Annotated in this window: 19 protein-coding genes; 11 read left to right on the forward strand and 8 right to left on the reverse strand. The window is 42.8% G+C overall.

Translation table 11 applies throughout. From position 1 onward, the window contains the following. Positions 1-62: 62 nt before the first annotated feature. The 5 genes from Q8P28_02355 to Q8P28_02375 all read left to right on the forward strand — a co-directional run bounded on the left by Q8P28_02355 (position 63) and on the right by Q8P28_02375 (position 4236). A complete protein-coding gene (locus Q8P28_02355) occupies positions 63-338 on the forward strand; it encodes a hypothetical protein (GenBank protein MDP2681637.1) in 276 nt (91 codons plus the stop codon). Continuing rightward, the gene (locus Q8P28_02360) at positions 338-742 is read left to right on the forward strand and encodes a DUF6516 family protein (protein ID MDP2681638.1); all 405 of its coding nucleotides are present in this window, start codon (positions 338-340) and stop codon (positions 740-742) included. Before Q8P28_02355 ends, Q8P28_02360 begins: the two co-directional genes overlap by 1 nt. 161 nt (positions 743-903) lie before the next feature. Continuing rightward, entirely contained in the window at positions 904-2205 is a 1302-nt protein-coding gene (locus Q8P28_02365; protein MDP2681639.1) for a trypsin-like peptidase domain-containing protein, read from the forward strand. Between the two features lie 74 nt (positions 2206-2279). After that, positions 2280-3494: a hypothetical protein gene (locus tag Q8P28_02370; GenBank protein ID MDP2681640.1), complete on the forward strand. Its 1215-nt coding sequence runs from the start codon at positions 2280-2282 to the stop codon at positions 3492-3494. 154 nt (positions 3495-3648) lie between these two features. Then, a complete protein-coding gene (locus Q8P28_02375; GenBank protein ID MDP2681641.1) occupies positions 3649-4236 on the forward strand; it encodes a transposase in 588 nt (195 codons plus the stop codon). A gap of 25 nt (positions 4237-4261) precedes the next feature. On the opposite strand, the gene Q8P28_02380 is transcribed toward Q8P28_02375, so the two are convergent. Continuing rightward, positions 4262-5497 (reverse strand): aminotransferase class I/II-fold pyridoxal phosphate-dependent enzyme, encoded by a 1236-nt coding sequence (locus Q8P28_02380; protein MDP2681642.1) that lies wholly within the window; start codon positions 5495-5497, stop codon positions 4262-4264. 227 nt (positions 5498-5724) lie between these two features. Here Q8P28_02380 and Q8P28_02385 point away from each other — a divergent pair, with 227 nt between their 5' ends. After that, on the forward strand, positions 5725-5970 hold the full coding sequence (locus Q8P28_02385; protein ID MDP2681643.1) for a ribbon-helix-helix protein, CopG family: 246 nt from the start codon (positions 5725-5727) through the stop codon (positions 5968-5970). Positions 5971-6153: 183 nt separating this feature from the next. Here the strand turns inward: Q8P28_02385 and Q8P28_02390 are convergent, their stop codons facing one another. From Q8P28_02390 to uvrC, 6 genes are all read right to left on the reverse strand, one after another. Beyond that, positions 6154-6363: a type II toxin-antitoxin system HicB family antitoxin gene (locus Q8P28_02390; protein ID MDP2681644.1), complete on the reverse strand. Its 210-nt coding sequence runs from the start codon at positions 6361-6363 to the stop codon at positions 6154-6156. Between the two features lie 121 nt (positions 6364-6484). Next, positions 6485-7432: an L-threonine 3-dehydrogenase gene (locus tag Q8P28_02395; protein MDP2681645.1), complete on the reverse strand. Its 948-nt coding sequence runs from the start codon at positions 7430-7432 to the stop codon at positions 6485-6487. A 29-nt stretch (positions 7433-7461) separates the two neighbouring features. Next, entirely contained in the window at positions 7462-8439 is a 978-nt protein-coding gene (locus Q8P28_02400) for an electron transfer flavoprotein subunit alpha/FixB family protein (GenBank protein ID MDP2681646.1), read from the reverse strand. A gap of 30 nt (positions 8440-8469) precedes the next feature. After that, positions 8470-9261: an electron transfer flavoprotein subunit beta/FixA family protein gene (locus Q8P28_02405; GenBank protein ID MDP2681647.1), complete on the reverse strand. Its 792-nt coding sequence runs from the start codon at positions 9259-9261 to the stop codon at positions 8470-8472. A gap of 207 nt (positions 9262-9468) precedes the next feature. After that, entirely contained in the window at positions 9469-11889 is a 2421-nt protein-coding gene (locus tag Q8P28_02410; protein MDP2681648.1) for a DNA internalization-related competence protein ComEC/Rec2, read from the reverse strand. Positions 11890-11986: 97 nt separating this feature from the next. After that, a complete protein-coding gene (uvrC, locus tag Q8P28_02415; protein ID MDP2681649.1) occupies positions 11987-13822 on the reverse strand; it encodes an excinuclease ABC subunit UvrC in 1836 nt (611 codons plus the stop codon). A gap of 114 nt (positions 13823-13936) precedes the next feature. Between uvrC and Q8P28_02420 the strand changes: the two genes are divergently transcribed. Both Q8P28_02420 and Q8P28_02425 read left to right on the forward strand, forming a co-directional pair. Further along, positions 13937-14233, forward strand: coding sequence for a hypothetical protein (locus Q8P28_02420; protein ID MDP2681650.1), 297 nt, complete (start codon positions 13937-13939; stop codon positions 14231-14233). A gap of 35 nt (positions 14234-14268) precedes the next feature. Beyond that, positions 14269-15345: an SUMF1/EgtB/PvdO family nonheme iron enzyme gene (locus Q8P28_02425; protein ID MDP2681651.1), complete on the forward strand. Its 1077-nt coding sequence runs from the start codon at positions 14269-14271 to the stop codon at positions 15343-15345. Positions 15346-15470: 125 nt separating this feature from the next. Here Q8P28_02425 and efp read toward each other — a convergent pair whose 3' ends face one another. Then, positions 15471-16031, reverse strand: a complete 561-nt coding sequence (gene efp, locus Q8P28_02430; protein MDP2681652.1) for an elongation factor P — start codon at positions 16029-16031, stop codon at positions 15471-15473. 136 nt (positions 16032-16167) lie between these two features. On the opposite strand from efp, the gene Q8P28_02435 reads away from it, so the two are divergent. Genes Q8P28_02435 through ppc form a run of 3 tightly spaced genes read left to right on the forward strand, consistent with a single transcriptional unit; the run spans position 16168 to position 22828 of the window. After that, positions 16168-19590 (forward strand): diguanylate cyclase, encoded by a 3423-nt coding sequence (locus tag Q8P28_02435; protein MDP2681653.1) that lies wholly within the window; start codon positions 16168-16170, stop codon positions 19588-19590. Between the two features lie 38 nt (positions 19591-19628). Further along, positions 19629-20006 (forward strand): response regulator, encoded by a 378-nt coding sequence (locus Q8P28_02440; protein ID MDP2681654.1) that lies wholly within the window; start codon positions 19629-19631, stop codon positions 20004-20006. A gap of 5 nt (positions 20007-20011) precedes the next feature. Then, a complete protein-coding gene (gene ppc / locus Q8P28_02445) occupies positions 20012-22828 on the forward strand; it encodes a phosphoenolpyruvate carboxylase (GenBank protein MDP2681655.1) in 2817 nt (938 codons plus the stop codon). Positions 22829-22842: the final 14 nt, after the last annotated feature.

The following is a 22842-nucleotide window of genomic DNA, read 5'->3' on the forward strand; positions in this document are numbered from 1 at the left end:
ATTGTTCTTATTTATGCTTTCTGTTATAGTGTAAACAAAAAATGTTCTTGGAGGTGCAGGCCATGACTGTAGTGGATATAGTAGCAAAAGAATTTCATGTAAGCCCCAAGGAGATACTCAAAGATAGTTTAAAAACCTATCTCCATCAAAGGTTGTCAAAGGTGGAGGCGAATATATTCATCATTGCAAAGAAATACGGCGTTAAGGATGTTTTTGAGCTGGATTCAAAGGTAAAAAAGGGGATAGTAAATGAAAAGGACGCCTACGATGACTATTTCGCCCTTGATAACCTTGAGTCTGAAAAGGAGAAGATTAAGAAACTCATGGAGAAGGTCTGATGGCTTCTATTGACGATCTCCGAAGAATTGCCGAAGTAGAATTTGCAGACATAGTAAATGATGCCGCAGTCATTGACCATAAGGCGAGAATATTCCTATCTCACGGCGGTTTTGTTGATGTAAACCTTTCCCAAAGACTCCCCGATAAATTCGGCTTCCACTGGGAAGTGACGGACGCAGCCGGGACCATCTTCCGGTATGACAACTTTCCCGATAAAAACTGGCGGACAGTTTCCACATATCCCTGCCACTTTCATAACGGTTCTCAGGAAAATGTTGAGGCATCTCCTTTCCCCCCGACTGTTATTGAGGGTTTTCGCTCATTTATGGAATTTGTGCGGAGCAAGATAAAGAAACATGCGCGGGTTGTCTCTAAGAAAACCGGCGCGCATAAGCCTTCTTGATTTTTTTAAAAACGTTGCAAGAAAAATGCCTCTTGGAGAGTCTTGTATGGTAGGGGTAGACCTATGTGTCTGCCCGATTGTAGGAGCAGGTTGCAAATCTGTTCTCACAAGAGGTAGCGCGAAAAAGAGAAAAAATAAATATTGGGGATTATATCTTATTTATGCCAAAATTTAACAACAAAGAAGAATATCTGAAATGGAAGCAAGAGAAATCAAGGCAAGGGGATAATAACGAGCCTGTTGAAACAGATAATAAGCGCTATCCTAAAAAAGTATTTTATATTTTTATTCTGTTCCTCTTGTTGGTAATTTTATACTCCCTCGGAAACAAAATAGGTAATGTATTAAAGCAAAATCCAAAAGATGTTCCTAATCAAGAATTGCATCCAGCGCAAGAATTAACACGCTATCAAACGAAACAAGAGCCTTCTGCCTCAACCTTAATTAACCAGACAAAACCAGAGACTCCTCCAGCCAAGCTGACTTTTCCTGAAATAGTTAAACAGGCAAAGAAAGCTGTTGTTACTATTAAAACATCAAAAGGTCTTGGCTCTGGGTTTCTCATATCACCTTCTGGAAAAATTGTCACAAACACGCATGTGGTTGGTAAAGATCAAACGGTAGAAGTTGTGTTTATATCAGGAATTTCGGAACGGGCAAGTGTTGTCATGAAAGGGACAATACCCTTGGATATTGCTATTCTTGAGATATATGGCCACAGGTCTGACTATGACTACTTACAATTAGGCGATTCAAGTGACTGTGCCGAAGGTACAGATGTGATTGCTATTGGTTCTCCCATAGGATTGGCTGGGACTGCAACAAAAGGCATAATCAGTAATTGTAATCGTGTTAGCTCAGATGTAAATTATATACAAACAGATGCTTCTATTAATTCAGGAAATAGCGGAGGCCCTTTAATAGATAGCGCTACTGGTAAAGTTATTGGAGTGAATACCATAAAAATGAGCGGCTTGGGATTGGAAGGCTTGGGATTTGCTATCGAAATAAATATGGTCAAAGACTTTATGTCATGGAAACTAACTTCTCTTGAAGAAAAGTTTAGAAGAGAAAGGGAAGAGGAAATTAAAAAATTAGCAAGTGATTTCGAACTAATTATTATAATAGAATTTAATAAGTATATACAAGCGAAGATGCGCGCAGAGTTTGATAGAATTAAACAACTTGGCATAAAGCTTGGTAAAAATAGTAGAGAAATAATTGAGGCATTTAATAGTCAAGCTGTTGAACATGGGTGGAATAATTCGGAACGCTTGCAGAAGTATTCATTGAACTCGTTAGTGATAGAATCAAGAAAGTATGGATGGGATCGTTTGAGGCCACCTTCTGAGTTTGATTCATGGGAAAAGTGGTTTGAAGCAATGGCAGAAGGGGTAATTGACAGGGAGATACCTGTTGAGAAAGTTGTGGAGATTATTAAACGCCATTTTTCTTATGCATAACATATAGAAACCATCAAAACCTGACCTAAATCTGATGCATAACTGCCCATTTTGTATTTAATTGGATGAGAAAAATGACTGACAAAAACAAAATTAGTTCCATAGCGCCGCTTAATTACCAATATCCATCGGTGTCAAAAGACAGCATACCAGCGGGTTTTAATAAACTGTTTCCGATTGATTATAAGAGTGAAGAAATTGAGGAATATGAAGTACTGTTTTTCCATCGTCTCATGAAAAAGAATTATGGCAACCCATCTGAGATAGAATTTGAAAAAGACTCTATCAAAAAAACAAAGGATGGACGGAGTATTTCTCTTGGTCGTGAATGGAAGTATTATATAAGAACACATTCTGGTGGTATTATTCAAGTTGGCACAGAAGATATTCATACTCGTCTGAAAACATGTCATGTGCTTCCAAGTAGTCAAAAAGAACCCAGCAGTATAATAATCCAAGAAGGTGAAAAATTTATTAATGCCCTGCTAACAGAAGCTCGGAGGCAAAAAGACCAACTACTCAATATAAAAAAAGAGTTTGAAAGTGGTGATGAAAGAACAGGCCTTTTTCTATTAGATAATGTTTATCTAACCAACTATCAGCGTGCAGAATTAATGTTGGACTATGCTGAGGATAATGAGAAGGACGTTAATGAAGAATTTTTACGATATGACCCGCGCTATCCGATGACTCCTGATAAACAGGCTCATCATGACAAGTTTATGCAAGCAGGAGGAATGTATTATGATGCATCAATCTTTTATTCTTTTATGGCATTAGAAGGTTTTGTTAACATTATCTATTATGCTTTTTTAAAAGATGAACTTCGGTCCGATTTTATTACCGATCAAAAATTAGATGAAAGATTAGATATCGTCACAAAAATCTTACTAATGCCTTCCTTATGCGATGGTTTTAAGAGTAAACAAAAAGCAGCTTTTTTTAAAATTTTAAAAAAATTGAAAAACCACAGAAACTTCTTGTTTCATTCGAAGATTACTGATTCACTTAGAACGGTATGTTTTGTTGAAAGTGGATTCCTCTATAGTTGTAAGTTCAAGAAAGATTCAAACCCGTTATTCCCGGAACGTAAACAATACCCTCTTCTCGAAATAAATGCCCGCGCGATTAAAGTGATTGTAGAACATATAGTTAAAGAAATCCTTAACATGATGCAGGATGAGCATAGAGCATTAGTTAAGAGTTTTGTTTTAAATGGCATGACAATACCATTTTGGCGGGATAAAAATGGAGTAATTAAATTGGGAATTATGAAAAATGTTGAATAGAGTAAGTATGGTGGGCTACGCCCACCCTTTATCGGCGGGCACAGCCCGCCCTACGCAATTATAAAATTTAACGGGAGGGGGGAGGGGGGGAGGGACACTTCCCGATTTAATTTAGGTTCGCAAGACAGACACGCAGGTTTGCCCCTACAACACCATGACCCAACTCAACCCCGACATCCATCATCGCCGTTCCATACGTCTGAAGAATTATGATTATTCCCGCGCAGGCGCGTATTTTGTTACTGTGTGCGTGCAAAATCGTGAATGTTTGTTCGGGGATATTGACAACGGGGAAATGCGGTTGAATGAATTTGGGCGGGTTGTAGAAAACGAATGGTTGAAGACAAAGGACATCCGAGGTAACGTGAAATTGGATTATTACATCATCATGCCGAACCATTTTCACGGAATTTTGGTAATCAATGATTGTAGGGGCGTATTGCAATACGCCCCTACCGCAAGTCGTAAATTCCGATCACCGTCACAAACAATTGGCGCAATTGTCCGCGGTTTTAAATCCGCCATTACCAAACACATCAATGAAACCCGCAACAATCCGGGCTGTCCCGTCTGGCAGCGCAATTATTATGAACACATTATCCGAAATGAAAAATCCATGAACAAAATACGTGAATACATAACCAAGAATCCATTAAATTGGACAACCGACATTGAACACCCCTGTAACAAAGGCAACAGAACAGCAGAGGAATATTACAAGCATATTGTGGAAAGGTTATGACTGACAATTGCCGTAACGGCAGGAGTTACCTTATTCCACTATCTTTAAATCTTTTTAAAACATCCAGCAGATAATCAATATCCTTTTCAGTGTGGCTGGCATTTATCTGGAATCTTATCTCTTCGTCCCCTTTCGGAACTACAGGAAAATTCAGGCCTGTGGCCAGTATGCCGTTATCAAAGAGAAACCTTACCATTTCCGATGTCCTCTCGGTATCCCTCACCATCAGCGGAACGATAGGGTGTTCGCCGGGAATGGTCTCATACCCAAGCTGTTTCAGCCCTTCCCGCAAGCGCGCTGCAAGTCTTCTCAGCCTTTCGAGAAGCCTTATCCCTTCTGGACTCCCCAGTATTTCAAGGGACTTGATTGCCGCTGCTGCCTCAGCAGGGGTAATTGGGTTAGAATAGATATAAAAAGGCGCTGTTTCTCTGAGATAACTTATCACCGTATTTGTTGAGACTATATAACCGCCGTTTACCCCCAGCGCTTTTCCAAGTGTTGCCACGAGAATATCCACTCTGGCATTGGTATGTTCTTCTGTGCCTCTTCCTGTTTTACCAAATGCGCCGACGCCATGAGAGTCATCAACAATAGTGATAATACCTTCTTCATATCCTGATTCATATCTCTTGCAGATTTCAACAATCCTGTCTAAAGGCGCATAATCGCCCCTCATGCTGAAGATGCCGTCAGTTGCCACCACAACCCTTTTTGCAAGGCCTGTGTTTTCTTTGAGGATACGCTCCATATCTGTCATGTCAAGATGGAGATAGACCTCCTTTTTTGCAGGCCTGGAGAGCCTTATAGCATTGATAATGCAGTTATGGTTCAACCCATCGCTCAACACGAGGGTCTTTTCAGTAATGAACTGGGGGAGTATTCCCATGACAGTTGAATATGCCGAGCTGAATATCATTGCAGCCTCTCTCCCGTGAAAGCCGGCAAGTCTTTTCTCAAGATTTATATGTGGTTCGTAGGTTCCGCTTATAAACCTGACAGCGCCAGGACCTGCGCCGAACTTTCTTGCGGCATCTTCCTCTGCCCTTATGACATTCTTATTTAAAGAGAGTCCCAGATATGAATTGGAGTTCATCTTTAAAAACTCTTTTTCTCCCTGTCCGGCGAGCAGACAGCGAGGGCCAAAGCCGTCCTTTGCCCCTGTTATGCCAGTGATGACCTTTTCCTTACCCTTCAAACTTCCTCTGGCCTTAAGATCATTCAGTTTTTCAGTCAGTATCTTTTCTATTTGTTTTAGAGACATGCTTGCCTTTGCGAAACACTCAGGAGTCTTTGACTTTGCCGCTATAATAACGGGTTTTTATAGACTTGACAAGGGTTTTTGCCTTTATATAATCTATACCTCGTTAAGCATTCTTAAGCTAATGATAATTTTAATGGCTGCTATTTATTAATTGCCCCAAAGAAGCATGCTTGAAAATAAAATAATATTTTGATATGGTAATACAAAATTATACAAGGAGGTTGAAAATGCCGTCACGCCAAAGAGTAGTAATGACTGTTTCATTACCGCCTCAAACTGCTGAAGAATGCAAAGAAATAGCAAAAGAAAAGGGGGAAACGATAAGCGAGTTTTTCAGAGAGATGTTTTCATTTTATAAGCAGGAGAAGTTAACAAAAGAGTTCCGGCGGCTGCAGAGGTATGGAGTGAAAAAGGCGCGGGAAATGAAAATTACGGAAAAAGAGATAGAGCGGCTGGTCTTTGAAGGAAGATAATGCCAAAAGTTGTCTTTGACACAAAAAAATAAGGGACACTTCCCGGATTACCCCGTTACTCAAGCTAATAACCTCAAATTTTACCGAACCTCTATCCCTTGCTTCAGAATTTATTTTACAAAGGGATTAGCCTCTGTAAAACCTTCATATCCGAATATTACTTGTGTCAATCCTTTGATATAATTATGCGAACATCAGGCGGCCTTTAGGCTGAGGGATAGGGCGCCCTATTTCACGAGCGGTCTCTATCCACTCTTGAATAACAATCTCGGCATTAGTCAGGGCTTCCTGATATGTTGCTCCATCCGCCGCACACCCCGGCAGCTCAGGAACTTCTGCAATATATGCTTGATCTTCATCACTCCAATACATGATAACCTCGTACTTAATCACTTATTTTCCCTCCCATTTTATGCTTGAGGATTACAGTGCGAACTTGCTTTACCTGATAAGGCTTTGCCATAGGCCTCGGCTCTTCACTCGCACTCATGAAAAAACCATCATCTGTGTAATCTTACACTTTTTCAGAGAGCCTTTCTATCATCTCCTTTGTCATTGCAGGCAAATTATATTCAGGCCTCCAGCCCCACTCTTTTCTGGCTGCGCTGTCGTCCATGCTGTGCGGCCATGAGTCTGCAATTGCCTGCCTCATAGGGTCTATCTTGTAGGTCATTGTGAATTCAGGGATATGCTTTTTTATCTCTCTATATAAATCTTCTGGGGCAAGGCTCATGGCTGTAGCATTAAAGGCGTTTCTATGGATGAGTTTTGCAGGGTCAGCCTCCATCAATTGGATTGCCGCTCTTACGGCATCCGGCATGTACATCATATCCAGGCGCGTCCCCTCTTTCAGGAAGCATTCATATCTTTTCTCTCTGACAGCAGCATAAAAGATTTCAACTGCGTAATCAGTGGTGCCGCCGCGGGGCATGGTCTTATATGAAATGAGGCCGGGAAACCGAATACCCCTCGCATCAATGCCGAATCTGTGAAAATAATAATCACAGAGGAGTTCGCCTGTCAATTTCGCTATCCCGTACATGGTTGCAGGACGCTGGATGGTATCCTGAGGGGTATTGTCAGCAGGTGTGGATGGGCCGAATGCGCCGATGGAGCTTGGAAAGAATACAGATAAATTAAATTTGCGGGCAGCCTCCAGTATATTTCTGAGTCCGTTTATGTTTACATCCCATGCAAGATGGGGGTTTTTTTCAGCAGCGGCAGAAAGGAGGGCGGCCATGTGATAGATGATGTCGATGCGATACTCTTTCACGATTTTTTCAACAGCGTTAGAATCCCTTACATCCAGATTGCAGAAATGTCCGCCTTCAAGGAGTTCCCTGTCAGGTTTGGTTTCATGCCCTGCAGCAATAATATTTTCAGGGCTATATTTTTTCCGCAACGCAGGGACAAGTTCAGACCCTATTTGCCCTGTGGCGCCTGTAACTAATATTCGTTTCATATTTTGTCCGCCTGCAGCATGTATCTATATCACCTTTTCAGCTCGTCAATCAATATTGGCAAAACCTCGAATATATCACCTGTTATCCCGTAATCAGCTGTTTTGAATATTGGCGCTTCCGGGTCTTTGTTTATCGCAACGATGCATTTGGATGTGGACATGCCTGCAAGGTGCTGGGGCGCGCCTGATATGCCGCAGGCGATATAAAGTTTGGGCGATACTACCTTTCCGGTCTGCCCGACCTGCGCTGAGTGAGGCATCCATCCGGCATCCACAGCAGCGCCTGATGCGCCGACAACACCGCCCAATATCCCTGCAAGTTCCTCAAGCATCTTAAACCCTTCTGCCCCTTTCATCCCCCTGCCGCCGGAGATGATAATGTCAGCATCAGTAAGGCCAAGGCCTTTTTGAGTTTTCTCTATATTTTTTATAATTGTCCTGATATATGAAGGGTCAATATCCACAGGAAAACTCTCTACCTTTGGGGGTTTTGAAGCAGGTGCTGCCGGTTTTTCAAATGCCCTTGACCTAAGTGTTATTACCCAGGGCATCTCGCCCCTGCATTTAACGGTTGATAAAAGCCTGCCGCCGTATACCTGTCTGGTAAAAAGTATTTCACTGCTATCAACCTTTATTTCGCTTACATCAGATAGATATGCTGTTTTGAGTCGTGCCGCAAGTTTTGGCGCTAAATCTCTGCCAAGACATGTTGATGGTATCAGTATGATGGATGGCTTGTTGCTTTTGATAAATGGATAAATGGCGGCAAGATGGGCATCAGATGTATATTGCGTAAGAAGATGGTTTTCTATCAAATAGATATTGTCTGTATCTATGTTCGAGGCAGCGCTTGATAATGCGGATATGCCGCTGCCCAAGGCTATAACAGACAACCCGGTATTGAGCCTGCCTGAAATATATCTGCCTGCGCCGATTGCCTCTAATGTCCCTGAGGTGACAGCGCCTTCTTTGTGTTCAGCAATTACCAATATGTCTCTGTTATTCATTAATGCCCCGCTTCAATTATCATCTCCCTACTATATAACCTTTGCCTCATTTCTCAAACGATTTATCAATTCTTTTGCAGCGCTTATAGCATCACCTTTAAGCATCTCACCATTTTTTCTTGCAGGCGGCCTGGATAATTTTTGTAATATTATCCGCGAGGCCTCTCTTCCGGTTTCTCCCTGAGAAATGCCCAGTGCGCCTGCGTTAATCACCTTTATCTCTTTTTTCTTGGCCCTCATAATGCCGGGGAGGGATGCGTATCTTGGCGTGTTGATGCCCTGTTGTATAGTAAACAAGGCGGGGAGGGGAACTTCAACTATCTCAAGCCCCTCGTCAATTTCTCTGTGCGCAGTTGCGGTTTTTTTATCTTCTGATATTTCCAATTTAAGGATTGACGAGACCGAAGGGATATTTAATATCTCTGACAGGGCAAGCCCAACCTGTCCCCAGCCGTCATCCACCGCCTGCTTGCCTGATAGGATAATATCATAGCCGGAAATGCCTGCAATCTTACTCAGGATAAGGGCTGTTCTATATGCGTCAGAGCCGTCAAAGGCAGTGTCTTTCAAATGGATTCCATCGTCAGCGCCCATGGCAATGGAACTTCTTATAATATCAGCAGCCCTGTCCGGCCCCATAGATATAACAGTTACACTACCGCCATTCTTTTCCTTTATACGCAGCGCCTCTTCCACCGCATATTCATCATATGGATTTATAACCCACGGAATATCCTGATACATAATATCCGCAGCCTCTGCATTTATCTTTAAATCCACAGCAGTATCAGGAACCTGTTTTATAAGGGCTAAAATTTTCAACTGAAAATATCCTCTTTTACCCCATCCCCACCCTAACCCTCCCCTTGAAGGGGAGGGAACAAAAAAGTTTCCTCTCCCTCAGGGAGAGGACTGAAACATCCTTAATGGATGTTTCAGGTGAGGGTGGGGTTGGTTTTCATTCTCATTTGTGAGCCGCGGGCTTATGGGTGTTTTATAAATAGAGTATAACAGTGAAAGGATATGCGGTCAATTTTTATAAGCAGAGGCCTTTAATCTCGCGCCGTCTGTCTCAACTGTTATTGCGCCGTTTATGTCTGTTCTTAAAACAGGTATCTTTAATCCTTCATATCTTTTTAATATTTCAGGGTGCGGAAAACCAAATGGATTGGAATGGCCGACAGATATGACCGCAAATTCAGGGTTCGCTGCCTTTAAAAAATCCATTTGGGAAGATGTCCTGCTGCCGTGATGTGGAACTTTTAGGACAGCGCTTTTTATTTTATCCCCTGCCTTCAGCAAAATGGCCTCGCCTATATCTTCAATATCGCCTGTGAAAAGAAAACTGACATCCTTATATTTTAACTTTACCACCAACGAGTTATTGTTTGTATCAAGACGGCTTTCCTTCGGAGGGGAGAGAAATTCTACAATTGCGCCGTTTATATTTAGCGGGGGTGTATCGGAGTCTGATATAAACTTCTTTATGTTGTTTTTATCAATAGATTTCATAAATTCCTCATAGTCCTTGTTAGCGCTAACATCCCCATTCCATCTAAACTCTTTTACGCGAAACCTTTCTGCTATAAATTTAAGGCCCATCATGTGGTCTCTTTGAGGATGGCTTAAGACAATATAGTCAATCCTGTCTATCTTGTTTTTCCAGAGAAACGGCGCAATAATCCTTTCACCAACATCAAAATCCGCGTTATAAAAGCCCCCGCCGTCTATAAGCATCCGCTTGCCATAAGGAAATTCTATCAGCGCAGAGTCGCCCTGTCCAACACTTATGAATGTAACCTTTAAATTTGGCGAGTAATTAAGATGGTAATACCAGAATGAGTAATTGCCGATTATAATAAGCATTACAACCGGGAGGGCGTATTTAAGAATCTTTATTTTTTTAAATTCCACAACAGAGACTATCAGGATATAAAATAAAACTGCCTCCAGAATTGTCGGCGTTGTTGTAAAAACTGATGAATACGGGATATTGGAGAAAAGATTTACTATCCATATTGAGGCCTTTAATACCATATCAACGATTACAAGAATTAAATTGGCGGCAGATTGATTAAAAAAAGAGACAAGGACGGAAATAAGCCCGAGGGGGACAGCTATAAAACCCATAAGGGGAACTGCAATAAGATTTGCGATAATCCCGATGATAGAGACCCTGTGGAAGTGATATGCAGTAAAAGGCGCTGTGCCAATGGATGCCGCCAAAGACACGGCAAATGGGTTGAGGAAATAATTCTTAAGCGGATGCCATGCCGGATGAGGCGGCAAAAGCTTGGCTATGTCATTTGCCTGCTTATCCTCATTTGCCCATAGCCCTTGAAACCTTGGCACGAGATATATGATTGCAAGGACAGAGGCAAATGATAACTGGAATGAGATATCGTAAACTGATAACGGGGAGATAACGAGAATGACAAATGCGGCAGCGGCAAGCGTATTGTAGAGGTTTTGTTTTCTGTCAATAATAACCGACAGTATGAAAACCATTACCATTATTACAGCCCTCTGGGTGGATACGGAAAATCCGGCAACAGCGCCATACAAAAGCACAGGAACGATGCTTCCTGCAGAGGCTATCTTTTTTATATCAAAGGCAAGCATAAGCCTCTCTGACTGTTTCAATGCATGCAGGATTATCCAGTATGAAAAAAACGCAATGATGCCTATATGAAGCCCTGATATGGCGAGGATATGGGCGGTGCCTGTGCCGGCAAATGCCTCCCTTACGGCCTTTGAAATCTCACCCTTTTCGCCGAGGATAAGCGCCTTTATTATCGCTGGATTTTCAGCGTCCGAACCATCAATGAAATCCCTTATTTTATCCCGTATCTCTTCAATTGATGTCCTTAAGCCATGTTTTTCCTCACCACCGATAACTGCAATCCACCTCTCATTTTCAATATAACCGATAACATATATATCCTGTCTTGCAAGATTGCCGGCATAGTCATACTCCCCGGGATTACCAAAGTTTTGCGGTATATGCGGTTTTGAGATAAACCTGAGCCTGTCGCCGTATTTGACCCTTACGGAAGGGCTTCCTACTGTAATGAGAATTTTTCCTGTAGCTGGAATAAATCCCCCTGTATCCCCCTTTAGAAAAGGGGGAATCAAAGGGGGATTTATAAAGATTTTTTTCGCATCTATGTAGAGCCTTGTCTTGTCAGAAAACCTTTCAGGGGCATTAGCTAAAACCCCTTCAATGCCGATGCCATGCTCATCTCTTTTCCCATTGTTATAATGTTCTACAAGCATTTTTATGTGGTTTTGGGGAAAGTATGGGCTTACCTGTTGACTGGAAAGTATGACGCCAATGAGGAAAAAGGCGATATAGGCGAGCGCAAAGCTATGTCTCCACTTTCTTATTATGCCAAATGTCAGAAAAAGCAGTGAAACTATAAGAAAGGCGAAAGATAGCTTATCTGTCAACCGGTTATAAGAAGCAGCAATAATGCCGAGGATAAAGAATAGAGTAACAGGGATAAGCGGTTGGCTGCTGCGAAACAAGGAAAAAGGGTGGGGTTGTCTATCCATTGTTTTGTTGTAATGCGCTTTTTATCGCTTCTGCCAGACTCGTGGTAATTCCTGGAATTTTTGCAATTTCTTCTATAGCAGCCTCATTTATTTTTTCAACACTGCCAAAATGTTTGAGCAAAATGTTTCTTTTTGTCTTGCCAATGCCAGGGATTTCGTCTAATACTGATTTTATTTTTCCTCTGAGTTTCTTATGATAACTTATGGCAAACCTATGAACCTCGTCTCTTATTTTCCTGAGAAAAAGATCCGGCGAAGCCCCTTCCTTTAATATTATCGGGGCCTTGACAGCAGGCAGATAAATCCTTTCCCCCTGTTCATTTGCAAGCCGTGGCATCTTTTCTCTTGTCTCGCTGTTTTCTTTTGCAATGGCAGCTATGTCAATATCATTTATCCCCAACCCGCTCATAACTTTAACTGCAATATTCAATTGCCCCTTTCCGCCATCCATGAGAATCAGATCAGGCAGGCTTATCCCTGGACCACTTTCTTTATACCGCCTTGTTAAAACCTCTCTCATCATCCCATAGTCATCCGGCTCTTCGGGCATCCTTATCTTATACAGGCGGTATCTGTTTTTATCCGGTCTTGCATCCTCAAAAACCACCATAGCGCCTACAGCATCCTTGCCGCCTATATTGGATATATCAAATGCCTCTATTGTTTTAGGGGTTTTTCTTAAGTGAAGCCGTTTTTTCAATTCATCCAATAATATCTGTTTATCTTCAAAGGCCTCCTGCCTTCTTCGGACAGCCTCTCTTGCATTTGCCTCTGCCATTTTCAGGAGCTTCTTTCTTTCCCCCTTTATTGGAGAAAAGAATTTTATCTTCTTACCCTTTTTTTCAGAAAGCCAATCGGTAGTTGCATCTTTATCTTCTATGCCAACAGATAGAACTATCTCATCAGGAATAAATCTGTCACCGCTGTAGTATTGATAAATAAATGAAGATATTGCCTCATCCGCGGGTAGTTTTTGATCTCTGAAGAAGAAATCTCTTGCCCCGGAGAGCCTGCCGTCCCTTATAAAAAGGGCCTGAATCAAGAGAGCCTCTCCTTCTGTAATATGCACAAATATATCACGGTTAATTTTCTCATGAGATACAACCTTCTGCTCTTCTAAAGTTGATTCTATTGCCTTAATCTGGTCTCTTATATTAGCCGCCTTTTCAAACTCAAGGGCGTCGGATGCTTGAGACATGCCGGCTTTTAGCGCAACAAGGAGTTCTTTATTCCTGCCTTCCAGAAACATAATGGTTTTATCCGTCAGTTCCCTATACGTCGCTTCTGAAATAATATTTACACACGGCGCTGAGCATATACCGAGCTGATAATCGAGACACGGTCTTACCCGATTTCTGAATTCCGCAGGACTGCATGTGCAGAGTGGGAAAAGACGACGTATAAATCTTACCGTCTCCCTTGCCTTCTGTGCAGACGAATAAGGGCCGAAATAGCGGCTGCCATCCTTCTTAATCTGCCTTGTTATAAAAATCCTTGGAAATTTTTCTGAAAGGGTGAGTTTTATGCTTACACATGTTTTATCGTCTTTTAAGCGGATATTGTAACGAGGCTTGTGTTTTTTAAGAAGGGTGTTTTCAAGTATGATGGCCTCTTTCTCATTGGTTGTAACAATGTATTCTATGTCAACAATTTTTGAGGCAAGAAACTTTACAGTATACCTTGTATCCGCCGTCTCCCGAAAATAGGAGCGAACCCTGCTTCTGATATTCTTTGCCTTGCCGATGTATAAGACCTCGCCCTTATTCCCTTTCATTAAATATACGCCAGGGGATTTAGGGAGGTTTTTAAATTGTTCTTTTGCAGCCATACTCAAAATGTAGCACTTTGCCTTTATGGTTGCAAACTCCTATTTGAAAGGAATATTTGAAAGAAACAGGTGGGATAAAACACTTGACATAATCATAATGTTTTTGGTATTAAAATGGCAATTGATAAGGTTGCAGAAAGGATTGCTATGGAAGAACGGGTTATAAATATTCTGTTGGACATCAAGGCTGATGTCGGCGACCTCAAGAAAGGGCAGAATAGGCTTGAAGGCAGAATGGATAATTTTGAAGGCAGAATGGATAGGCTTGAAACCGATATTTCTGAACTCAAATCCGATGTATCAGAACTCAAAGCCGATATGTCCGAAGTAAAATCAACCGTCAACTCCCTGGCCGATGTGCTGCTTGAGACATCAAGCGAGGTAAAACGGATAAAAGGAAAGAAGATTTGAACGCGCATAAAAAATGCTATAAAGGAGGAAACAAGATGACAAACCGAATCTTATTGATTTTGCGGATTATTGTTCTATCAGTTATCGTCCCTTGTTTTATCGGAAGAGCCATCGCGCTTGCCGAATCCCAGCGTGAGCAACTGAGCCAGATGGTCGAGCAGTTGCAGAAGACGCCGGGCGACAACGCACTGCGCGAGAAAATTATTAGGCTCGCTCAGGAGTTGAAGCCCGCGCCTGCGTTGCCGGAGGAGGCGGAGCGCCATATGGCATATGGCACTGCGGCTTTTACGGCAGCAAAATCGCTTGCTGACTATAAGGAATCAGTCAAAGAATTCGAGCAGGCTATACTCGCCGCGCCGTGGTATGGCGACGCCTATTTAAACCTCGGTGTGGCTCAGGACAAGGCGGAGAATTATGAGGCGGCGTTACGCAGCCTCAAACTCGCTCTACTGGCTTTACCGGATGACAAGCAGATCAAGGGGCTGCTTTACCAGGTCGAATATCGGAATAAAAAGGCGCAGGCAACACCCAAACCCGGCGAGAGTTTCCGTGACTGCACCGATTGTCCCGAGATGGTCATTATCCCGCCGGGCAGCCTTGCGATGGGCAAGACCGAAGTCACGCAAGGGCAATGGCGCGCGGTGATGGGCAATAACCCCAGCAGTTTCAAAAACTGCGGCGACAACTGTCCGGTGGAGAACGTGAGCTGGAACGATATCAAAGACTTCATCCAGAAGCTCAACGCCAAGACCGGCAAACAATACCGCCTGCCGAGTGAAGCAGAATGGGAATACGCCTGCCGTGCTGGAGGACAACAGGAGTACTGCGGCAGTAATAATCTTGATGCCGTCGCCTGGTATGAAGGCAACAGCGGTGGTAGCACCCACCCTGTGGCTGGAAAACAGCCCAATGCCTTTGGCTTGTACGATATGAGCGGCAATGTCTGGGAATGGGTAGAAGACTGTTACAGCGGAGATTGCGTGAATCGGGTGATTCGCGGCGGTTCCTGGTACGGCAAAACTGCGCTCCTGCTGGCGTCTTACCGCCTTTGGTTCGAACCGACGCACAAATTCTTCAACGACGGTTTTCGCATGGCGCTTCCCGTCAAGTAGTTGTTTTCTGAGTTCTGAATTTCTGTATTCTAAGGTTTATAGAATTCTACCAGTTGGTACAGTGAATCACTCTAGCTGACGGTATAAAACGCCGCTGCTGATTTCAGCCGTTGTCTTTTTACCTGCTATTTAGCCCTCTCAAGATATTTACCTTCCGTTGTATCAACCCTTATTTTTTCGCCGATATCTATAAATGCAGGGACATTTACAACAAGTCCTGTTTCAAGGGTTGCCGGCTTCAAGGTGTTTGTGACTGTTGCGCTTTTGAGATTTGGCGCAGTATCCACAACCTTAAGTTCAACAACCTGGGGCGGCTCTACGCCAACCGGTTTACCTTCGTAAAAATCAACTATGAATCTTACATTTGGTATAAGATAGTAAACATTATCGCCGATCTCTTCTGATGTAAGCAATACCTGCTCATAATTTTCTGTATTCATAAAATAATAGTCCGTGCCGCTGTTATACAGATATTCCATCTCATGCTGCTCAAGATGGGCTTTTTCAAGCTTATCTTCAGAGCGGAAGCGGTTCCCAATGGCTGAACCTGTCTTCAGGTTTTTCAATTTTGTCTGTACCATGCCGCGCCAATTGCCAGGCGTTATATGTTGAACGCTCGTCACCCTGTACGGTTCTCCGTTATATAGGATACTCATCCCCACCCTAAGCTGTGTTGCCGCAATCATTTTATAAAACCCCTTTCTTTCAGAAAAATATTGTGCTTTATGTTTTTATGATTTTACATACTTCTCCATGCATTGTCAAGCTATGGCCATTCGCTGATTGACATTATCAGAGGATAGTTGTTATAATGCGCACCGTATGAAAAGGATCGCTATTATAGGCGCAGGCAAGGGCGGTTATGCCCTGTTTTGCCTTTTAAAGGATATATCCGGTATTGAAGTGGTTGGCATTGCAGATAGGGATAAGAATGCCCCAGGCATAAAGCTGGCAAAGGCGTCTGAGATATTTGCCACCGATGATTATAATGATCTCCTCAAGATAAAGGATATAGATATTATTATAAATGTTACCGGCAGTCCTCAGGTTTCAAAGGAGATTAAGAAAAAGAGAAACATTAAGGCAGAGATTGTAGAGGGGATGAGCGCGAGGCTTATTTGGGACCTCTTAAACGAACTAAAAGCAGAGCATGATGGGATACAGAGAAATCTGGCAGAGTCAAAGAAATTATATGACATAGCCATCATACTTGCCTCTGCCCACCATCTTGAAGATGTATTGGATACGATAATAAAAGAATCCACTGAGTTTGTAAATGCGCCTGCCGGAAGCATTGCGTTTTATGACGCAGGCGCAGGGGAATTAAGGATTGCGGCAAGCAAGGGATTTTCTCCGAAATTTTTAGAAATAAATAGATGGAAGGTCAGGCCAAATGGCATGACCGTCCATATCCTTGGCGCAAAGAAACCGGTTGCAATAAGCGATATAAAGAAAGAGCCTCTGTTCAATAATCCGCTTATGCTTGAAGAAGGCGTAAGGTCTCTCATTGCCGTACCGCTCCTTGCCAACAGCCGTATTATCGGAATATTATATATAGATGATTTCAAACCCCGCAGGTGGACCGCAAACGAAATATCATTCCTCTCTCTGCTCGGCACCCAGGCCACCTTTGCAATAGAAAAGCACCAGCTTTTGAAAGAACTGAAGGATAACACGGACAGTCTGCTTGAGACAAAGGATTATCTGAAAAATGTCTTAAATGATTCAGCCGACATAATAATAACCACTGATACTTTTGGCAGGATTGTTGAATTTAACGGAGGCGCAGAGAGGACACTGGGGTACAAAATAGACGAGGTAATAGGCAGACCGGCGTCGGAACTTTACTATAACAGGGATGAAAGAATTAAGATACTTGGCAAAATGGATAAGGACGGCGGTGTTTCCAATTACGAAACGCAGCTTGCGGCAAAGGGCGGAAGGGTGGTTGATATAAGCCTTAGCCTCTCCCACCTCCACAACAGCGCAGGGAAGGTAATCGGAACGGTGGGCATCAGCAAGGATATAACTCAAGAAAAACAGATACGCATAGAAATAGACAATAAAAACAGAGAGCTGAAAGAGGTTAATGACAGACTTGAGGAAAGGATATTAGAAAGGACATTAGAGCTTGAGCACGCCAATAAGGGATTAGAGAGGTCCAATAGGGTCAAGAATCAGTTCATAGCCAATATGAGCCATGAACTCCGGACGCCATTAAATTCCATCATAGGTTTTTCCGATATTTTATTGACAGATGCATTTGGCAGCCTGAATGAAAAACAGGCCAGATACGCAAACAATGTACTGACATCAGGCAGACACCTTCTGCAGCTTATAAACAATATTCTGGATATCGCAAAGATAGAGGCCGGAAGGATGACCCTGGACTATTCCACCTTCCAGCTTCCGGCCATAATTGATGAGGTTATGACTATAGTTCAACCATTAGCCGCTAAAAAAGCAGTTATCCTTGAGGTAAAATTAGATCCTGAATTAACGGAGATAACTGCCGACGAGATAAAGCTCAAACAGATACTATACAATCTCCTCTCTAATGCAATAAAGTTTACCCCGCAGGATGGAAGGGTTGCGTTTGTTGCTGAGAAGGGAGTTGCCGATTCGTCAGGGCAGGGCGGACAACTGCTGAAGATTTCTGTAATAGATACCGGCATAGGCATAAGGACTGAAGACATTGATAAGGTATTTGAGGAATTTGAACAGGTTGACGGAAGTTATTCGAGAAGGCACGAAGGGCTCGGGCTCGGGCTTACGCTTACAAAGAAACTTGTGGAACTTCACGGCGGAATAATCCGGGCTGAAAGTCAATTTGGCAAGGGAAGCACATTCAGTTTTATTATGCCGACTGTAATCTCTGTTCAGGACAGCTCTGAATTATTAGTTGGCAGTTCTGAGAAAAAACAATTTCTCCACATACCTGACTCCGAATTCCGAACAGAGGTTAATGCCCCTCTTGTTTTAGTTGTAGAAGATGACCTTCCCACATCCGAACTTATAACCATCCATCTCGCAAAGGCAGGCTACCTGGTTGCCCATGCCTTTGACGGGAATGAGGCTATTAAGAAGGCGCGGGAGCTGAAGCCGTTTGCAATTACCCTTGATGTGATGCTGCCGTATAAGGACGGATGGGAGGTGCTGCAGGACTTAAAAAGCCATGAGGAGACCAAAGATATCCCTGTTATAATAAATTCAATAATAAGCAATAAAGAACTGGGTTTTGTCCTCGGCGCAGCGGATTATCTTGTAAAACCTGTAGACGGTGCGCGGCTTATTGAAAGACTCAATGAATTAAGGCCTACATTTAAAAAATCAAGCCGACATGCCACCATACTCCTTATAGAAAAGGATGAGAAGATGGCAAGGTCTATGTCGGGAGCATTAGAAGTGGAAGGATTTTCTGTGTTAAGAGTAAAAGGGGGAGAGGAGGGGATTGAGCTTGCGCTTGTTGCAATGCCTGACCTTATAATTGTTGATATGATGTTTAATGGTTTAAGCGAGCTCTCCAGTTTTGATATAATACACAGATTAAAAAATATCCCCGCAACACAGGGGATACCTGTATTTCTCCTGACTGAAAAAGAGATGGGGACAGATGAACGGCTTAAGGTTATGGGCTATATTGACAGGGTTATAGAGAAGGATTCTTTCTTAAAAGGAGATATTGTAGATCAGATAAAGAAGCTGGAATCTTTATATCCCAAAAGGGCCGGACTGGTGGATGAGGTTACAGGACTCTTCAATCACCGCTATCTTAATATCAGGCTTAATCAGGAGACAAAGAGGGCTGACAGATACAAACAGCCATGCTCCCTCTTAATGATAGCCATTGACGACCTTCAGGCATATATTGCCAGAAACGGAGAGTTTCACAGCAATGCGGCCTTAAGGAAATCAGCGGAGCTTATAAAAAAGACATTAAGGGGTTATGATATCGCAACCAGATATGGAATGGATGAGCTTGCAATACTCCTTCCAAATACGTCAAAATCCCCTGCCTTACAATTAGCAAAGAGATTCAAGGCCATAATTGAGAGTTTTCCGTTTTATAACGCGGAGAACCAGCCCAAAGGAAAGATAAGCGCTAGCGTGGGCGTGGCAACATATCCTGACGATGCCAATGTCATGGAAGGGACTATTTTAGCGGCGCAAAATGCCTTGTCCGAGGCCATGGGAAAAGGCGGGGACATGGTTGTGGCATACAGGGCGGCAGGCAGTGAAGAGTAAGCGGTAACCGCCTACTCTATAAAAAATGGGTGTATAAGATGATTGAAAAAAAGGTTTTGATAGTTGAAGACAATGAGCAGAGCATGGAGCTTTTCCGCGACCTCCTTATATCAAAGGGGTATACGGTAATAGAGGCCATGGATGGCGAAGTGGCGCTTGAAAAGGCGCTAATAGAAACGCCGGCTCTTATCCTTATGGACATCCAGATTCCCAAGATAGACGGGGTTGAGGTTACCCGCAGGATGCGCAATTATCCTGCGCTGAATAACACTGTCATTATTGCGGTAACAGCCCATGCAATGAAAGGCGATAGGGAGAGTTTTTTAAAGGCAGGGTTTAATGATTATATAGCCAAACCGATAAATATAAAGGCATTTTTACAAACCATTGAAAATTATCTGCAGCCCGTCGTCTAATTTATATGCATCCAAGGGATAAAACCCTCCTTAATGATATAGCATATCTGAAGACAATCCTTTATCAGGCGCTTGAAGAGCAGGTTGGAAAAAGGCTCTTAAAGGTGATAGACGACCTGAGCAAAAAAAACATCCTGTCAAAAGATTGGTTTTACGACCCCCAGAAAGGCGCAAGAACGTCAGTATTATCCGATAAGCTATTTAAAACCATAAATAGGATTAGCATTAGTGAGACAGCCCGGATTATTCAGGCATATTCCATAAATTTTCAACTTATCAATCTGGCAGAGGAAAATTTTGGCATGCAGGACAGAAGAAGGAAAGAGCGGCAAGGCCTGACGGTTTCCGGTTCCATAGAGGGATGTGTCAGGGAGTTCAGGGGAAACGGCGTTACCCCTGATGAGATACAGCTTCTTTTGAATAGGCTTTCCATCGCGCCTGTAATAACCGCCCATCCCACAGAGGCAAAGAGAAGAACTGTGCTGGAAAAGCACAGAAAGATATACCTTTCAATATTTAAAAAAGAAAATCCTATCTGGACAGACAGGGAAAGAGAGGCAATAAGGGAAGAGATACTTGGAGAGGTGGAAAAGCTTTGGCAGACAGGTGATATAAGACTTGAAAGACCAAAGGTGAAAGAAGAGGTTTTAAACGGTATTTTTTACTTTAATAAGACATTCTTTGATGCGTTGCCAAGGATATACGATGAGCTTTGCCGCCAGCTCCAGAGATACTATCCTGGATATAAATTCTCTATTCCCCCGTCTTTATTATTGTTTGGCAGTTGGGTGGGCGGCGACAGGGATGGTAATCCATTTGTAACCAGCGAGAAGACAAAATGGACATTGATTTCACACAAAGAATTAGTCATCGCCAAATACACGGAAATCATATCCCGGCTTATATCCAGCCTGAGCATATCCATGCAGTTTATACTGCCAGGCAAGGAATTCCTTGTATCCATAAAGGAAGATGCAAATGCAATGGGAGCTGAGGGGCAAAGGATTATAGCAAGAAATCCTTATGAGCCATACAGACAAAGGCTTTCTCTTATCAGAAAGAAGCTTGAAAATACAAATGCAAATAAAGATGTGTTTTACAGAAATATAGAGGAGTTTATAGAGGATTTAAACATAATTAAAAGAAGCCTTAATGCCAACAAGGGGGGAAGGATTGCAAGGCTTGAAATTCTTCCGCTTATAAGGCAGGCAGAGGCCTTTGGTTTTCATCTGGCAAAATTGGACATAAGACAGCATAGTGAAATCCATAGAATGGCTGCGGCAGAGCTTCTGGAAAAAGCAGGCATTGTAACGGATATTCCCTTCTACCTTGCCCTGCCGGAACAGGACAAGGTAAAAATCCTCTCTGGAGAGCTTACATCTATAAGGTCTTTGGCGCCCGACTATGCGCGGTTATCTCGTGAAACAAAAGAGGTTCTGGATACATTTAAGGTAATTAAATATGCCCAGGATAAGATAAGCTGGGAAGGAGTAGGCTCCTACATTGTCAGCATGACGCACAATGCAAGCGATATCTTAACTGTAGGGCTTCTGGCAAAAGAGGCAGGGCTCTCTGGGATTAGTGATGATAATGAAATATTTAACAGGATAGACATAGTTCCGCTCTTTGAGACCATAGATGATTTAAGAAGGGCGCCTCAAATATTAATAGCGCTGTTTTCAAATCCTGCCTACAGGAGATACCTTGCAAAAAGGGATAATATTCAAGAGGTCATGCTTGGCTACTCAGATAGCTGCAAGGATGGCGGGATATTAACCTCTGGTTGGGAGCTCTATCATGCCCAGAAGATAATTACAGAAGCGGCAGCGGAATATAAAATCAAACTAAAACTATTTCACGGAAGGGGAGGGACGGTTGGCAGGGGCGGGGGGCCGACTCACAAGGCAATCCTGGCTCAGCCGCGGGGCACTGTCAATGGCCTTATAAAGATAACAGAACAGGGCGAGGTTATATCTTCCAAATACGCAAACCTCGGCACAGCATTATATAATCTGAACCTCCTTGTGGCAGGGGTTATGGAGGCGACATTAAATAGTAAGCAGTCGGCAGGGGTAGGGTGGGCATTGCCCGCCAATCAGAAATCAAAAAAACAAGGAAAGGATTTTGAAGGTGCGTTTGAAGAGATATCAGGAATATCATACAGGTTATACAGAGGGCTAATTGACGGCCCTGATTTTTTAACATATTTTTATCAGGCAACCCCCATAGAAGAACTGGAACACCTGAAGATAGGCTCCAGGCCGACTTACAGAAAGGGGAAAGGCGGGGTTGAAGATATGAGGGCAATACCATGGGTTTTTAGCTGGAATCAAACGAGACATATCATACCGGGGTGGTATCCGTTTGGTTCCGGTCTAATGGCATTTATAGGAAATGACGCGGCGCGGGAAAGGCTTGTTCAGGAGATGTATGTGAGATGGCCTTTTTTTAATAATCTCGTGGATAACATCCAGATGGTCATTGCAAAATCCGACATGCATATTGCAAGGCTTTATTCAACTTTGGTAAAAGATAAAAAGATACGGGAAAAGATTTATAAAAAAATACATAAAGAATTTAAACTGACCGTAAAAATGATTTTAAAGATCACTGGACAGAAAAGGATACTGGACAATGACCCGTTGCTTCAGAGGTCAATAGCCATGAGAATGCCCAGCATATATCCGGTAAATTATATTCAGGTTGCGCTTTTAAGAAGGCTTCGGAGCGGACGAATGCAGGGTAGTGAAAGAGAAAAATCTATTGCAGCGCTCATGATGAGCATCAACTGTATTTCCGCTGGACTGAGAAATACAGGATAGCTGCGTTTGATTTA

This window comes from Deltaproteobacteria bacterium (assembly GCA_030690165.1).
Lineage (GTDB): Bacteria > Desulfobacterota > GWC2-55-46 > UBA9637 > UBA9637 > JACRNJ01.